Origin of the sequence: Acinetobacter sp. ANC 5045, from assembly GCF_004331005.1 — a bacterium.
In the GTDB taxonomy this organism is placed as follows: domain Bacteria; phylum Pseudomonadota; class Gammaproteobacteria; order Pseudomonadales; family Moraxellaceae; genus Acinetobacter; species Acinetobacter towneri.
Genome location: NZ_SJNS01000006.1, coordinates 54,902 through 69,406, shown reverse-complemented (window position 1 = coordinate 69,406; position 14,505 = coordinate 54,902). Strand labels below are relative to the sequence as shown.

Here is a 14,505-nt window from a genome sequence, read left to right as displayed (position 1 = left end):
ACGCAATAGCAGCAAAAAAATATGCTCGTCCTTCGCTGCGCCTTGCGCTGCAAACAAAGCAGTGCTTGTTTTTGCTCAGGCTGTGGCTAAAACTTTCTCAGATTGCGTTATGAAACTTGGCAATAGATCCACTATTCCCTGCGTTTCATGCCTGATCTGCTCAGTTTTAGCCTACAGCGCAAACCATTTATGAAATGTCAATAGACCCTAAATCTTATAATCAATAATCACGGGAGCATGGTCACTAAACCATTCTTCTTTATACACCCAAGCATTGACAGTGCGTGCTTTCCAGTCGGGTGAACAGGCATGATAATCAATCCGCCAACCAACGTTCTTGGCACGGGCTTGCCCGCGATTTGACCACCAAGAATACAACTCTGCTTCATGGCGTACTTCACGGAAGGTATCGACATAGCCCAAGTCATTATAAATATGATCTAACCATGCACGTTCATGCGGTAAGCAACCTGAAGACTTTTGGTTACCTGACCAGTTTTTAATATCAATGCGCTTATGCACAATGTTGTAATCGCCACAGACAATGATCGATTTATTGTCTTCACGCCACTGTTTTAGAATTTTTTGATACTCTTCTAAAAAGTGATCTTTCCGCATTTGCGCTTCTTCACCCGAAGAGCCAGAAGGCAAATACAGTGAACAGATGTAAATTGGGTGATCCAGTCCTACATCAAATTCAGCACTGATAAAGCGACCCTGAGAATCGGCCAATTCAAAGCCTAAACCATTTTGCACAGAAACAAAGGGCAAACGGCTATAAATGGCTGTTCCTGCGTAACCTGCACGTTCTGCAGGGAAAAGATGCGTGTGCCAGCCTTCTGGCTTAAATTTATCGGTCCATTGGGCGTGTGTGATGCGGCTTTCCTGCATGCAAATCACGTCTGCTTCAGACTTTTCCAACCATTCGAGTAAGCCTTTGCTTACCGATGAACGCAACCCATTGACGTTAATTGAAACCACTCGAAGAATTTTTTGATCACTCGGATAGCTACTCTTTGGTATCATGCTCAGGTCTTACCTCAATGTATTAATTTGGAGCACCTCATGACATCGCCAGCTCAATTTAACCCGCAAGCTTTTATCGAACTCGCCTTATCACGTGGTGTGCTTAAATTTGGTGAGTTTACTTTAAAATCGGGTCGTGTGAGTCCTTATTTTTTTAACGCAGGTTTGTTGAATGATGGCGAAGCTTTATCGCTATTGGCTTCGGGCTATGCAGATCAACTCATGCAATGCAAAAATGTAGATGTTATTTTCGGGCCTGCCTATAAAGGTATTCCATTTGTGGCAGCTACAGCAGTGGCTTTATCGCAAAATCATGGCGTAAGTGTGCCGTGGGGGTTTAACCGTAAAGAAGCCAAAGATCATGGCGAAGGCGGTGTGTTGGTGGGTGCTGCGGTTGAGGGCAAAAAAGTTTGGATTATTGATGATGTGATTACTGCGGGTACGGCTATTCGTGAAGTGGTGACTATTTTGAAAAATGCAGGCGCACAAATTGCGGGCGTATTGGTGGCTTTAGACCGTCAAGAAAAAGGTCAGGGCGATTTGTCTGCTATTCAGGAAGTGCAAAAAGAGTTGGAAATTCCTGTGCATGCTTTAATTACCATGAAAGATTTAATGAATTATTTAGATGTCAAAGGTGAAAAAGAGGCCTTGGCGAAAATGGAAGCATACCGTGTGAAGTATGGTATCTAAATCATTATTTTTTATATAAAATAGGGTGTTTTATCACCCTTTTTTTATTTTTATTATGTCTGAATTAGAAAAGTATGCGTATATACGTTGCCCGAAATGTGGACGTGATAACAGGTTAATCATCGACTCTCGAAAAACAGGTCTTTACCAATGTGGCGGTTGTCAATCCCATTTAATGTTCTATGGTACAGAAAAACAGCATAAGTATAAAAATTGGATTTGGGCTACATTAATAGGGTTGCCAGTAGCTTTTATGGGATATAAAAGTTTGGTAGATAATAATTCATGGACGGATAAAAATATTCAAAAATTTGAAAAAGCATGTGAGGCTAGAATATTCCAAACATCCAATTTAAGCTTGTTAGAAACAGAACAGTATTGTGAATGTGCGATAAATAAGCTTATTCAAATTGATTATGACAAAGTGGTGAAATCTACACAATATTATATGAATCGATCACAGGGGGAATGCCGAAGTGGTAGGCAGCAGTACAGAGGTTACCGATAAATTTAATACTCTTCTAGAGCAATGTTATAAAGGTAATTTAAGAGAATTTTGTTCTGAATTTGATGTGAAAAATCGAGGGGAAAGTTTTTACAAAAGAGTACAAAAAGCTAGACATCGCATGATGAATCAGAGTATCAGTCAGGAAACAATTGATGAGTTTAAAAAATATATTGTATTTATGGAATTTAAGTTATTAGAACAAGAGTGTTCTTGGGATGAAAAAAAAGCTCTTATGGAGTTTAAGAGCTTCTTCTAACTTTTTAATTAAAAGATTTTTTTATAACGATTGACAAATTTTTGAGAATCAAATTTTATTTGCTTTAATGCAGTTTCTGCTGAAACTTGCCATAATGGAGAACTATATTTATACCCACTCGTGTAACCATTTTGAAAAAAACGTCCTAGTGGATCAATCATTAAATATGATTCAGTCATGTCATTATTATTCTCTGAACTGATAATAGACTTGAAGCTTGAGTGTTTTTCAATAAATTGATGAAACTCTTGCTCTGTGATATCTAATTTATTTGAATAAACAGGTAAAAGTTTAAAAATTTTCCATTTATTAGGTTGGATTTGAGAAATAAAGTAGCTTAAATCCTCAGATGCGTTGAGCTTATTGACGACAGTATTAATTTTTATTTCTATCATAGGGTTATACTTTTTAATTTTATTGATAGCTGTTAAAACTTGAGACGGATTAAAGGTATTTTGCTTAGATGTACGTCCAATAGCTAAATTGGTGTATTCATTTATAGAATCTACACTAATACCTAATGACGAAAAATTCTGAGCAATAAACTTCATATCAATTTCATTGAATAGACTGCCATTAGTAATCGCAGAAAGCCTGAAATTATACTTTTTTGATAAATTGATAATATTTTTCAATTGTTTCATATAAAGAAAAGTCTCGCCTCCGACTAAATTGAGACGTAATTGATCAAAATAAACGGTTTGACTTGATTTGTTTAATATATGTCTAATGTTTTCAATTTGCTCAATTAGAGTTTCAATTTTTATTTGAGAGTGCAAAACCTCTTTACTATCGCTATCCCATTTTGCGAAGCAATAATCACACTTGTAGTTGCATGCTTCTGTAATATGCCAGTTTACTACGAGTTCTTTAGTTAATTTTGGCATTTCAGTTTCCCCTTTAAATTGTTTTGGATGTAACAAATTTAATTGAGAAATATTATTGTATCGGAGACACTAAGGAGACAGTGATTTAGATTGGTGTCTCCTCCTCACACTTCTTACACTCCAGCATCACCCCCAACTTTTCCTTGCGCCCTTGCTCTGTGATTACCCACGGGCGGTTTTGCCACGGTGGATTATGCCGCACATGCTGCCCATGACCGCAGGCCAAATCTGCGACCCAATCATTTTCTTCATCTAAATGAAAACCAATAATCGCTTGTTGCATCGCATACTCCTAAGTGCATGATGATCGTGGATAAAGCGTTACGAAAATTGCAGCAAAACCAAAGCCAAACTCCGCTATACTTTTGCTTATTCAATTCTTCAAAAGAGCACCGAAATATGCGCGTACTTGTTGTGATGGATCCCATCGAAAGTGTCAATTTGAAAAAAGACTCAACCATGGCGATGTTATGGGCGGCAAGCCGTCGTGGGCATACCTTGGGCTATGCATTACAGCAAGACTTATATATTGATCAGGGCAAGGCATTTGGTCTGATTGCATCGCTCAAAGTCTTTGAAGATTATAACCATTATTACGAATTGGGCGAAAAACGCAAAGAATCCTTAGCTGATTATGATGTCATTCTCATGCGTAAAGACCCGCCTTTTGACATGAATTTCGTTTATACCACATATATTTTAGAGCAAGCTGAACGCGAAGGCGCATGGATCATCAACAAGCCGCAAAGCCTGCGTGACTGTAATGAAAAGCTGTTTGCGACTCAATTCCCAGAACTACAAGTTCCGACATTGGTCACGTCACAACAAAGCCTGATTCGTGAATTTATTCAGCAACATGGTGATGTGATCGTTAAACCGCTCGATGGCATGGGCGGCATGGGAATTTTCCGTTTGTACCAAGATGGGGTCAATATTGGCTCAACCATTGAAATTCTGACCAACAACGGCACTCAGCCAATCATGGCGCAGCGCTATATTCCAGAAATTGTAGATGGTGATAAACGCATCCTCATGGTTAATGGTGAGCCTGTGCCTTATTGTTTGGCACGAATTCCACAAAATGGCGAAGTGCGTGGCAACTTAGCTGCAGGTGGTTTAGGCGAAGCACGTCCATTGACTGAAAATGACAAAGCCATTGCCGCCAAAGTCGGGCCATTTTTACGTGAAAAAGGCTTGGTTTTTGTCGGATTAGATGTGATTGGCAACTATGTCACTGAAATCAACGTGACCAGTCCAACGTGTATTCGTGAAATTGATGCACAGTTTGGTACATCCATTGCCGATGATTTATTTACCGTACTTGAAGCAGGTCGTCCCAACTAAGTTTGGGCTTTATGCTCACTGTATCAATACAAAAGCCGTTTTCTATTTGAAAGCGGCCTTGTTTTTAGAGACGTGGATACAAAAAACAACTTAAACACTTTGCAAAATAGATCAATCAAAGCAGGTAAAATTGAATAAAACTTAACATTTTCCGTAGATTAATAATAAAACTAGTTTAAACTTGAAAATCTGTAGAAAAAAACAATCAAGCACTTGGTGAAAAAAAGTAAATAACCTTTAAAGCCCATGCGTTTGTGATTACAATTGATAGCTTATACAAGATTTTTATTTGCCTTATTTTGAGTTGAAGAATTAAACCGTGACTGACGCACAGCAACAACAGCCTAAACATGTCATGATGATGGCCGCAGGTACAGGTGGACATGTTTTTCCCGCTTTGGCCGTCGCAAAACAATTACAGCAACAAGGGATTCAAGTGTCATGGTTGGCGACCCCAACGGGCATGGAAAATCGTCTGCTTAAAAATCATAATATCCCAATTTACCAAATTAATATTCAAGGTGTACGTGGCAACGGTTTGATCCGTAAACTGGCTGCACCATTTAAAATTTTAGGCGCAACGCTCAGTGCTGTGCGTTACATGAAGCAATTAAAAGTTGATGCTGTTGCAGGTTTTGGTGGTTATGTGGCAGGGCCGGGTGGCTTGGCAGCACGTGCTTTGGGTATTCCTGTGCTGATTCACGAACAAAATGCAGTTGCGGGTTTTACCAACACTCAATTGTCACGTGTGGCAAAAACCGTGTGTCAGGCTTTCCCAAATACCTTTCCAAACAGTAATAAAATTGTCACCACAGGCAACCCTGTTCGTGAAGAAATCACTGCGACCTTAAGCCCTGCATGGCGCTATCAGGAACGTGAAAAAGCAGGCTTGCCAATTCGTATTTTAATTGTGGGTGGTTCACTAGGTGCACAAGCCTTAAATGAATGTGTACCTGAAACGTTAAAGCAACTAAATGTCGCTTTAGATGTTTATCATCAATGTGGGCAAAACCATGCCGAAGCGACGCAGGCACGTTATGCACACAAGCCTGACCATTTACAGGTTGAGGTACAGCCTTTTATTGAAGATATGGCCAAAGCCTATAGTGATGCCGATTTAATTATTTGTCGTGCGGGCGCACTCACGGTAACCGAGGTCGCGACTGCAGGTGTTGCAGCAGTATTTGTACCATTGCCTAGTGCGGTGGATGATCACCAAACTGCCAATGCCAAGTTTTTAGCCGATCTTGGTGCAGCAAAAATCTGTCCGCAAGCCAGCATGACACCTGAAAGTTTAACAACATTATTAACCCCGTTAATGAATCGTCAATTGTTGTCTGAAATGGCGGTCAAAGCCCGTCAGCAGGCGCAGCCTGATGCAACTCAACACGTGGTTCGTCTTATTCAAGCATTGTTCGAGTAAAATATGTCTCCATCTACACCCGCTGATCAAGCGAAAAAATTAATCAAAGTGCCTGAAATGCGCCGTATCAAACACATTCATTTTGTGGGTATTGGTGGCGCGGGGATGTGTGGTATTGCCGAAGTCTTGAAAAACCAAGGCTATAAAGTGTCGGGTTCAGACATCAAAGCTTCAAAAACCACAGCGCAATTAGAAGAAAACGGCATCAAGGTTTATATTGGGCATGCGGCAGAGAATATTAAAGGCGCCAATGTGTTGGTGGTGTCTACTGCAATTGACCCAGAAAACCCAGAAATTAAAACAGCAATTGACACCCGTATTCCTGTGGTGCGTCGTGCTGAAATGCTGGGCGAGTTGATGCGTTACCGTCATGGTATTGCAGTCGCGGGTACACATGGTAAAACCACCACTACCAGTTTAATCACCTGTATGTTGGCCGAAGAAAACATGGATCCAACTTACGTGATTGGTGGTTTGCTAAACCGTACTGGGGTCAATGCAGCATTGGGTGCTAGCCGTTATATCGTGGCAGAAGCCGATGAATCTGATGCATCGTTCTTATTCCTAGAGCCAATGGCGGCTGTGGTGACCAATATTGATGCCGACCACATGGACACCTATGGTGGTAGTTTCGATACCTTAAAAGATACCTTTATTCAATTTTTGCACAAACTGCCATTCTACGGTTTGGCTGTGGTGTGTGGTGATGATGCCAATATTCGTGAAATCATGCCGCGTATCGGGCGCCCTGTATTGACCTATGGTTTTAATGAAGACAACGATATTCGTGCCGTTGATGTTGATCAAGACGGCATGCGCACACACTTTACTGTACTGCGTAAAGACCGCGAACCGTTACGCGTGACGGTGAATCAACCGGGGCTGCATAACGTATTGAATGCCTTGGCTGCAATTGGAATTGCCACCGATGAAGGCATTTCTGATGGTGCAATTTGCCGTGCTTTAGAAGGCTTTAGCGGTGTCGGTCGTCGTTTCCAAGTACAAGGTGAGTTTGAGGTAGCAGACGGCAATGTGAAATTGGTAGATGACTACGGACATCACCCGAAAGAAGTGGAAGCCACCATTAAAGCTGCGCGTCAAAGTCATCCTGATCGCCGTTTGGTGATGTTGTTCCAGCCACACCGTTTTAGTCGCACCCGTGACTGTTTTGATGACTTTGTGGAAGTGTTGTCACAAGTCGATCAATTGTTATTGCTCGATGTTTATCCTGCGGGTGAAAAACCAATTGTTGGCGCAGATAGCCGTACTTTGGCACGCAGTATTCGTTTGCGTGGTCAGGTTGAGCCAATTTTGGTCGATCCAAATGACGGCAACCTACCGAATATTGTGAAACAAGTGTTACAGGCCAATGACTTGTTATTGACCCAAGGTGCAGGTAATGTGGGGGCGATTTCAATCGAGCTTGCACAAAACCATTTATATTTAAAATAATCACAACCTGTGATGTTTGAATTTGATCGACCAGTTTAAAGTTTAAGGATATAAACGTGTCAAATGCTTCAAAGTTCGGCAAAGTTGCCGTGTTATTGGGTGGAAAATCTGCTGAGCGTGAGGTTTCTCTAGACAGCGGTCAAGCAGTACTCGAAGCACTGCTACGTTCTGGGGTCAATGCAGAAGCATTTGATCCACAAACACGTAGCGTGACCGAATTGGTCAATTATGATCGTGCCTTTATTGTGTTACACGGGCGCGGTGGTGAAGATGGTCAAATTCAAGGTGTTTTGGAATGGTTGAATATTCCATACACGGGTACGGGCGTGCAAGGTTCAGCCATTGGCATGGACAAAGTGAAGACCAAGCAAATTTGGCAAGGTTCTGACTTGCCAACTGCGCTATATCGTATTGTTAGCAAAGATTCCAATATTGAAGACGTGGTTGCCGAATTGGGTTTACCACTCATCATCAAGCCTGTACATGAAGGTTCAAGTATTGGCATGAGCAAAGTCGAAAAAGTAGAAGACTTTGCCGATGCTGTAGCGAAAGCAACTGCACATGACGCTATTGTTATGGCTGAAAAATGGATTACAGGACGTGAATTTACCATCGTGCTGTTAAATGGTCAGGCTTTACCGATTATTCGTTTAGAACCACCGAAAGATGTGGCGTTCTATGATTATGAAGCCAAATATCAACGTAATGATGTGCAATACGGTATTCCGTGTGGTTTAAGCACTGCCGAAGAGCAACAGTTACAAGCTTTGGCATTACGTGCCTTCCAAGCCGTGGGTGCAAGTGGCTGGGGTCGTATTGATGCCATGCAAGATGAGAACGGCAATTTCTGGCTATTGGAAGTGAATACCGTGCCGGGAATGACCAGCCACTCTTTAGTTCCGAAAGCGGCAAATGCAGTCGGCTATAGTTTTGATGAGCTGTGTGTGGCAATTTTGGCACAAACCCTTACAGGTGAAGCACACTAAATATGGCTCAACTTCCTGCATCCTTGCGCCGTAAACGGGCAGCGATTACCTCGATTCATGACAAACCGCCAACAGCCAAAGAAAAGCTGATTCATTTTGGCGGTTGGGTAATGCTGTGCGTTGCGGTGCTCGTGTTGGCAGTGGGTGCGTACGGGCTATACAAAGTCATGACCGATGCACAAATTGCCAAGCTAGATGTAGTGGGTACACGTTCAGATGCGGAACACCGCCAAGTGATGACGCATGTGAACCCTGTAATGACCAAGAACTATTTCACCTCTGACCTAGAGCAAATCCGCGATACCGCTTTGGAGTTGTCTTGGGTAGATCGAGTGGTGGTTTCACGTGCGTGGCCGAACGCTATTCGTGTGCGGGTTATGCCGCGTCATCCAATTGCACGTTGGGGGACAGGTCGTTTGCTCAGTGACAGCGGTGAAGTCTTTACCGAGGTCACGCCACAAAATAATCAACATTTACCGTTATTACACGGGCCAACGCATCAATCTAAAATGATGATGCGTCGTTATAATGAAATTAACCAATTATTCTTACCCGTCAACGATCGTTTAAAAGAACTATATTTAACAGAACGTATGACGTGGTTTATGCAGTTTGATTCAGGTCTACGTGTTATTGTAGATAAAGATCAAACCATGAGTAAGCTGCAGCGCTTGGGGCATCTTGCACAAAGTGATTTGAAACCTGTATGGTCTAAAATATCCGCCATCGATTTGCGTTATCGCAATGGTTTAGCCATTCAATGGAAAAACTCAATTCCGCCAAAAATTGCAAATGGTCACTTTGTTGTAACGATTGATGACACAAGCATTGCAGAGGGAATAAGAGCAAAGCCATAATATTGGGCTTTAAAAAAATAGAGGCATTAAGCCATAAATTAAACATACTGGTAATGGTAGTGAATAAATGAGTGAAGCTGTTCCCTCGGTTGTTGCGATTGACATTGGGACGCACAAAGTTTCAGTTTTGATTGCTAAGGTCCATGCGCCAGACAATATCCAAGTCATTGGTATGGCCACCGCACGTAATCGAGGCATGAGTAAGGGAAAAATTGTCAGTCTCGATAAAGTGATTACTGCAATTAAAAATGCCGTGCAAGAAGCGGAAGATATGGCGGAATGCCGTGTGCATTCGGCATGGATTTCTATTCCTAGTGCAGAGCTAAAAAGCTTTTATGCTTCAGGTCGCACACCTATTGAAAGTAGTGATCACACCATTACCACCAGTGAAGTGGTACGCGCCTTGGACTTGGCCAAAGCCAGTCACCTCACCTCAGACCATTATTTGGTGAGTGCAGTACCACTCGGTTTCGATTTAGATGATTCGGGTGAATGGGTACAAAACCCAATTCGTATGTCAGCACATAGCATGACGGGGCATTATCAATTGATGATGTTGCCTATTAGCACCATGCAGAATTTAGACCGTGCTTTAAAAGGTGCCAATATTGGTGTCGAAAAAATGGTGGTGTCAAATTTAGCCACTGCAGAAGCCAGTCTGCTTAAAGATGAAAAAGAATACGGTGTGTGTCTGGTAGATATTGGCGCAGGTACGACCAGTATTGCAGTTTATTTAGATGGACGTTTGGCCTTGGCACACACTTTGCAGCGTGGTGGTGAGCATGTCACCCGCGATATTGCAGCGGTGTTACAAACCACAACTGAAGAAGCTGAACGGATTAAGCTATTGTATGGCTGTGTAGATATGAAAGTGGTCAAACCTGATCACATGATTCAGATTCAGGGCATTGATGGGCCGCAAACCATTAGCCGTATTGAACTGGCGGAAATTATTATTGCGCGTTATGAAGAAATTTTTGCACAAATTCGTCAGGAACTCGAAAAGAGCGGTGCCATTCATGGTTTATATCATGGTGTGGTTTTGGCGGGTGATGCCTCACAAATTGAAGGCATGATCAGCTTGGTACGTCGTATGTTGGGTGTTTCGGCACACTTGGGGAATCATCCTTCACAAGTTTATGCCGATGAACCGCATCAGGCCGCCTTACGCCGTTCACAATATGCAACAGCTTCAGGCTTATTGCTTTATAGTCAAAACTATACTCAAGACACGATTGTAGAACATGAAGACCCTGAAACCTTATCGGTTTGGGGGCGTGTCGGACGGGCATGGTCTGGCTTGAACGAAAAGTTAAAATCTATTTTTTAGTTGAGTTTTTTGGGAATATTGTTAGGAAGTTGTACGGATCATCACTGGTACTTGACAAGCCAGAAGTTGAACAGCATTCTTAAAAATAATTTTTATGAAGATCAAGGCAGTATACGGGCTTAAGTGACTGCCAATAACGTATTAGGAAATCTAAAGGTCATGGCCTCATTTGAATTTATAGATGATCAAACCGATAGCAACGGTCAAGCCCGTTTCACTGTGTTTGGTGTGGGTGGTGCAGGTGGTAACGCTGTGCAGCACATGCTTGAGTCGGATATTCAGGGTGTAAAATTTGTTTGTGCCAATACGGACAAACAAGCATTGGATCGCATGAATTCGCAATTCAAAATCCAGCTAGGTGAGCAAAGCACACGTGGTTTAGGCGCGGGCGGTGATCCTCAAGTGGGTCAAACTGCAGCGGAAGAAAGCCGCGAGCTGATCTGTCAGCAACTTGAAGGCACAGACATGGTGTTTGTGACTGCAGGGATGGGCGGTGGTACAGGTACAGGTGCTGCGCCAGTTGTGGCTGAAATTGCCAAAGAAATGGGCATTTTGACTGTTGGTGTGGTGACTACGCCATTTAACTTTGAGGGTAAGCGTCGCTTACTTTCTGCGGAAAAAGGGATTGCGGCATTAGAACAGCATGTAGACTCTTTAATCATTATTCCAAACCAGCGTTTAATGAAAGTTTACCGCGACATTTCAATGAAAGATGCGTATAAAAAAGCCGATGACGTTTTGTTGAACGGTGTACGCAGTATTTTTGATTTGGTGGTACGTCCAGGTCACATCAACCTAGACTTTGCTGACTTGAAAACTGCGATGAGTACGCGCGGTTATGCGATGATGGGTGTTGGTTCAGGTCGTGGTGAAAACCGTGCGCGTCAAGCGGCTGAACAAGCGATTCGTAGCCCATTGCTCGATAGCGTAACCATTGCCAATGCCAAAGGCTTGTTGATTAACGTAACGGGTGGTGATGATGTGACCTTCGGTGAAATCGAAGAGATCATGGACGTGATTCATCAACTTTCAGATACCGAACAAACCCAAGTATTCTACGGTACGGTATTTGATCCTGAAGCGCGTGACGAAATTAGCGTGACTGTTATTGCTACTGGTTTAGCGCGTAACACAGGCGATACACCAGAGCCTGCAAAACGCACCGTGACACAAACCACTTCTGCAGCACCAATAGCGGCAGTAGAAGAAGATGATGTGCCTGCAATTCAGCGTCAGCAGGCAGAAACTGCGCCTGCAATTAGTGCGACAACAACATCAGGCTCTGCGCGTCCAACGCCAATGAGTATTCAAGACTATTTGAAAAATCAGCAGCGTAAATAAGCCAAGATCCTCAATTTCATTGTGTGATCGGGAAAAGGCAGTTTTAAACTGCCTTTTTTGTTTTTTATCAATGGCTAAATATGCTAACGTATAGCGGTTTTAAAATTTAGATGAATTGAGAACATGCTGAAACAACGTACCCTACAACGTGTCGTCAAGGCGAGCGGTATTGGTCTGCACAGTGGTCAAAAAGTATTGATCAACTTTGTGCCGCATCATGCCGATGGGGGAATTGTGTTTCGTCGTATCGATTTAAATCCGCCTGTCGATATTCCAGCCGATGCCATGCTGATTCAAGAAGCATTTATGTGCTCGAATTTGGTTCAGGATAATGCCAAAGTTGGCACTATTGAGCATGTTATGAGTGCAATTGCAGGGTTGGGCATTGATAACTTGATTATTGAAGTGTCTGCCTCTGAAGTGCCCATTATGGACGGCAGTGCAGGGCCTTTTATTTATTTGTTGATGCAGGGTGGTTTAAAAGAACAGGATGCTGCGAAAAAGTTCATCAAAATTTTAAAACCTGTAGAAGCTTTAATTGACGATAAACGTGCGGTGTTCAGTCCGCATGAAGGTTTTCAGCTCAATTTCACCATCGACTTTGATCATCCTGCCTTTAAAAAAGAATATCAGTCTGCCACCATCGATTTTTCTACAGAAACCTTTGTCTATGAAGTCAGTGGCGCACGTACTTTTGGCTTTATGAAAGATTTGGACTATTTAAAAGCCAATAATTTGGCTTTGGGTGCGAGTTTAGATAATGCCATTGGGGTAGATGATACAGGCGTGGTCAATGAAGAAGGTTTGCGCTTCTCGGACGAGTTTGTACGGCATAAAATTTTAGATGCTGTGGGGGATTTGTACTTGCTTGGACATCAAATTATTGCCAAGTTTGATGGTTATAAATCAGGACATGCCTTAAATAATCAGTTATTACGCAATGTTCAGAGCGATCCAAGCAGTTATGAAATTGTAACATTTGATGACATAAATTCTTGCCCGATCACTTTTGTGCATGTGACATAAGTCATTGTCTTTTCTTACTACGTTATAATGTAACAACAATAATATGTGAATTTCATCACAAATTTGAGCGCGAGTTTTTGGTGTTTTCTGCAAACAATTATTTTTTATTGCTTGCCAAACGTAACAAAGCTTGGCTAAGCTTAGGGTCGCTCACAAAGTCAGCAGCACCTCGTAACATATCTTGAGTTTCTGGACTAAGTGTTCTTAAAGGCTTTTCGCTTTTTGGGGGCGTTTGAGATTCAACTCTTAAACGAACTTGAATTTTTTGTATGTCTTTCAGTTCATGCAGTTGTGACAGTTGAGTAATGTATTGCTTTTGCAAATAAGCAAGTTGACTGACCATCGCTTGATTCGTTCCAGTAATGGTTAAGACACCTTGTTGATAACAAACCACCTGCCATTGCTCTGGTTGCGGCAGTAAAGGTTGAATAAGTTTGCCAAGTTTCTGCCATGCAGCAACTTGGGTTGAGAGAAACGTTAGGTTTCCTGTTTTTATGTGTTTTCTTGTTTGTTGAAAGAGATTCACAGGTTCGGACATACATCATTCCTTCATGTTTATGCCCTAATCTTATGCGCTCCTTTCAGTAGATATCAAGGAAGAGATCACAAGGAACTTCAAGTAAGAACAGTTAAGAGGTTTTTTTATGCATTCGCGCCGTATTTTATTAGCGTTTTCACTGGCAGCTTCGGCAGCATCTGTCGCATTTGCTGATTTAGTTGAGTTAGATTCTCAAAATTCATCGACTGATCGTATTGAGCAATTAACCCGCACCTTGTCACAAGGTTCTTATACAGAAACACAAGACATTGATGTTCCTGCACAAACGCAGATGACCGTTAAGCTTCGTGAAAAGACTACAGAATTAAACAATGCGTCTTTAGCAAAAAAATACGGTACCAATACCAGCACCCGTTTTGCTTCTTCAAATCCTTATGCTTGGTTAGTGTCACATCCATTACCAAATGCACGTATTAGCTCGAACTATGGCGGTCGTGTCATGAGTGGTCGTGCTGAAAACCATTCTGGCTTAGACCTTGCTGCACCAAGCGGTACTCCAATTTATGCGACTGGCCCAGGTATTGTGACCAAGTCAGGCTGGGGCACAGGTTATGGTCAATATGTAGAAATTAACCACGGTAATGGTTATATCACGCGCTACGCACACGCTTCACGTTTAATTGCACGTGTGGGTGACCGTGTAGATGCAGGCGAACATATTGCCAACGTGGGTTGTACAGGTCGTTGTACAGGTCCTCACTTACATTATGAAGTAGTGAAAGATGGTCAACGTAAGAACCCTTCTACCTATTTAGCAATGTTGCCGTAATGTTTTGGCTAGAAATTCATGCTCTAGCCACACTCACTGTAAACTACACGC

General features: G+C 42.2%; 16 protein-coding genes. 12 read left to right on the top strand and 4 right to left on the bottom strand.

What is annotated here, in order from left to right; all coding sequences use genetic code 11:
* Positions 1 to 207: 207 nt before the first annotated feature.
* Positions 208 to 1,026, bottom strand: a complete 819-nt coding sequence (locus tag E0H79_RS06800; RefSeq protein ID WP_096901635.1) for an exodeoxyribonuclease III — start codon at positions 1,024 to 1,026, stop codon at positions 208 to 210.
* Positions 1,027 to 1,065: 39 nt separating this feature from the next.
* On the opposite strand from E0H79_RS06800, the gene pyrE reads away from it, so the two are divergent.
* Genes pyrE through E0H79_RS06785 form a run of 3 tightly spaced genes read left to right on the top strand, consistent with a single transcriptional unit; the run spans position 1,066 to position 2,480 of the window.
* Positions 1,066 to 1,716, top strand: a complete 651-nt coding sequence (pyrE, locus tag E0H79_RS06795; protein ID WP_131261213.1) for an orotate phosphoribosyltransferase — start codon at positions 1,066 to 1,068, stop codon at positions 1,714 to 1,716.
* 55 nt (positions 1,717 to 1,771) lie between these two features.
* The gene (locus E0H79_RS06790) at positions 1,772 to 2,224 is read left to right on the top strand and encodes a hypothetical protein (RefSeq protein WP_131261212.1); all 453 of its coding nucleotides are present in this window, start codon (positions 1,772 to 1,774) and stop codon (positions 2,222 to 2,224) included.
* Positions 2,193 to 2,480, top strand: a complete 288-nt coding sequence (locus E0H79_RS06785) for a hypothetical protein (RefSeq protein ID WP_004974218.1) — start codon at positions 2,193 to 2,195, stop codon at positions 2,478 to 2,480. The genes E0H79_RS06790 and E0H79_RS06785 overlap by 32 nt, the downstream gene beginning before the upstream one ends.
* An 8-nt stretch (positions 2,481 to 2,488) precedes the next feature.
* Here the strand turns inward: E0H79_RS06785 and E0H79_RS06780 are convergent, their stop codons facing one another.
* Both E0H79_RS06780 and E0H79_RS06775 read right to left on the bottom strand, forming a co-directional pair.
* Positions 2,489 to 3,367 (bottom strand): viperin family antiviral radical SAM protein, encoded by an 879-nt coding sequence (locus tag E0H79_RS06780; protein ID WP_004974219.1) that lies wholly within the window; start codon positions 3,365 to 3,367, stop codon positions 2,489 to 2,491.
* Positions 3,368 to 3,452: 85 nt separating this feature from the next.
* On the bottom strand, positions 3,453 to 3,650 hold the full coding sequence (locus E0H79_RS06775) for a DUF3565 domain-containing protein (protein WP_004974221.1): 198 nt from the start codon (positions 3,648 to 3,650) through the stop codon (positions 3,453 to 3,455).
* 116 nt (positions 3,651 to 3,766) lie between these two features.
* On the opposite strand from E0H79_RS06775, the gene gshB reads away from it, so the two are divergent.
* The 8 genes from gshB (at position 3,767) to lpxC (ending at position 13,126) form a co-directional block, all read left to right on the top strand.
* Positions 3,767 to 4,711 carry a glutathione synthase gene (gene gshB / locus E0H79_RS06770; RefSeq protein ID WP_004974228.1) on the top strand — a complete coding sequence of 315 codons (945 nt, stop codon included), beginning with the start codon at positions 3,767 to 3,769 and terminating at the stop codon, positions 4,709 to 4,711.
* Between the two features lie 319 nt (positions 4,712 to 5,030).
* Positions 5,031 to 6,134: an undecaprenyldiphospho-muramoylpentapeptide beta-N-acetylglucosaminyltransferase gene (gene murG, locus E0H79_RS06765; RefSeq protein WP_096901644.1), complete on the top strand. Its 1,104-nt coding sequence runs from the start codon at positions 5,031 to 5,033 to the stop codon at positions 6,132 to 6,134.
* 3 nt (positions 6,135 to 6,137) lie between these two features.
* Complete coding sequence (murC, locus tag E0H79_RS06760; RefSeq protein WP_131261211.1) at positions 6,138 to 7,586, top strand: UDP-N-acetylmuramate--L-alanine ligase; 1,449 nt, start codon at positions 6,138 to 6,140, stop codon at positions 7,584 to 7,586.
* A 56-nt stretch (positions 7,587 to 7,642) separates the two neighbouring features.
* The gene (locus E0H79_RS06755; RefSeq protein ID WP_131261210.1) at positions 7,643 to 8,572 is read left to right on the top strand and encodes a D-alanine--D-alanine ligase; all 930 of its coding nucleotides are present in this window, start codon (positions 7,643 to 7,645) and stop codon (positions 8,570 to 8,572) included.
* A 2-nt stretch (positions 8,573 to 8,574) separates the two neighbouring features.
* Positions 8,575 to 9,429, top strand: a complete 855-nt coding sequence (locus tag E0H79_RS06750; RefSeq protein WP_004974235.1) for a cell division protein FtsQ/DivIB — start codon at positions 8,575 to 8,577, stop codon at positions 9,427 to 9,429.
* 67 nt (positions 9,430 to 9,496) lie between these two features.
* The gene (ftsA, locus tag E0H79_RS06745; protein WP_004974236.1) at positions 9,497 to 10,759 is read left to right on the top strand and encodes a cell division protein FtsA; all 1,263 of its coding nucleotides are present in this window, start codon (positions 9,497 to 9,499) and stop codon (positions 10,757 to 10,759) included.
* Between the two features lie 159 nt (positions 10,760 to 10,918).
* Positions 10,919 to 12,100, top strand: a complete 1,182-nt coding sequence (gene ftsZ, locus E0H79_RS06740) for a cell division protein FtsZ (protein WP_131261209.1) — start codon at positions 10,919 to 10,921, stop codon at positions 12,098 to 12,100.
* Between the two features lie 123 nt (positions 12,101 to 12,223).
* Positions 12,224 to 13,126, top strand: a complete 903-nt coding sequence (gene lpxC / locus E0H79_RS06735; protein WP_004974240.1) for a UDP-3-O-acyl-N-acetylglucosamine deacetylase — start codon at positions 12,224 to 12,226, stop codon at positions 13,124 to 13,126.
* Between the two features lie 97 nt (positions 13,127 to 13,223).
* Here the strand turns inward: lpxC and E0H79_RS06730 are convergent, their stop codons facing one another.
* Positions 13,224 to 13,664: a DciA family protein gene (locus E0H79_RS06730; RefSeq protein WP_004974242.1), complete on the bottom strand. Its 441-nt coding sequence runs from the start codon at positions 13,662 to 13,664 to the stop codon at positions 13,224 to 13,226.
* Between the two features lie 106 nt (positions 13,665 to 13,770).
* Here E0H79_RS06730 and E0H79_RS06725 point away from each other — a divergent pair, with 106 nt between their 5' ends.
* Entirely contained in the window at positions 13,771 to 14,454 is a 684-nt protein-coding gene (locus E0H79_RS06725) for a M23 family metallopeptidase (protein WP_004974246.1), read from the top strand.
* Positions 14,455 to 14,505 lie beyond the last annotated feature (51 nt).

Bases quoted from the DNA above. Each gene is read 5' to 3' on its own strand.
- E0H79_RS06800 (WP_096901635.1), bottom strand. From the start codon at position 1,026: ATGATACCAAAGAGTAGCTATCCGAGTGATCAAAAAATTCTTCGAGTG.
- pyrE (WP_131261213.1), top strand. From the start codon at position 1,066: ATGACATCGCCAGCTCAATTTAACCCGCAAGCTTTTATCGAACTCGCC.
- E0H79_RS06790 (WP_131261212.1), top strand. From the start codon at position 1,772: ATGTCTGAATTAGAAAAGTATGCGTATATACGTTGCCCGAAATGTGGA.
- E0H79_RS06780 (WP_004974219.1), bottom strand. From the start codon at position 3,367: ATGCCAAAATTAACTAAAGAACTCGTAGTAAACTGGCATATTACAGAA.
- E0H79_RS06775 (WP_004974221.1), bottom strand. From the start codon at position 3,650: ATGCAACAAGCGATTATTGGTTTTCATTTAGATGAAGAAAATGATTGG.
- gshB (WP_004974228.1), top strand. From the start codon at position 3,767: ATGCGCGTACTTGTTGTGATGGATCCCATCGAAAGTGTCAATTTGAAA.
- murC (WP_131261211.1), top strand. From the start codon at position 6,138: ATGTCTCCATCTACACCCGCTGATCAAGCGAAAAAATTAATCAAAGTG.
- E0H79_RS06750 (WP_004974235.1), top strand. From the start codon at position 8,575: ATGGCTCAACTTCCTGCATCCTTGCGCCGTAAACGGGCAGCGATTACC.
- ftsA (WP_004974236.1), top strand. From the start codon at position 9,497: ATGAGTGAAGCTGTTCCCTCGGTTGTTGCGATTGACATTGGGACGCAC.
- ftsZ (WP_131261209.1), top strand. From the start codon at position 10,919: ATGGCCTCATTTGAATTTATAGATGATCAAACCGATAGCAACGGTCAA.
- lpxC (WP_004974240.1), top strand. From the start codon at position 12,224: ATGCTGAAACAACGTACCCTACAACGTGTCGTCAAGGCGAGCGGTATT.
- E0H79_RS06730 (WP_004974242.1), bottom strand. From the start codon at position 13,664: ATGTCCGAACCTGTGAATCTCTTTCAACAAACAAGAAAACACATAAAA.
- E0H79_RS06725 (WP_004974246.1), top strand. From the start codon at position 13,771: ATGCATTCGCGCCGTATTTTATTAGCGTTTTCACTGGCAGCTTCGGCA.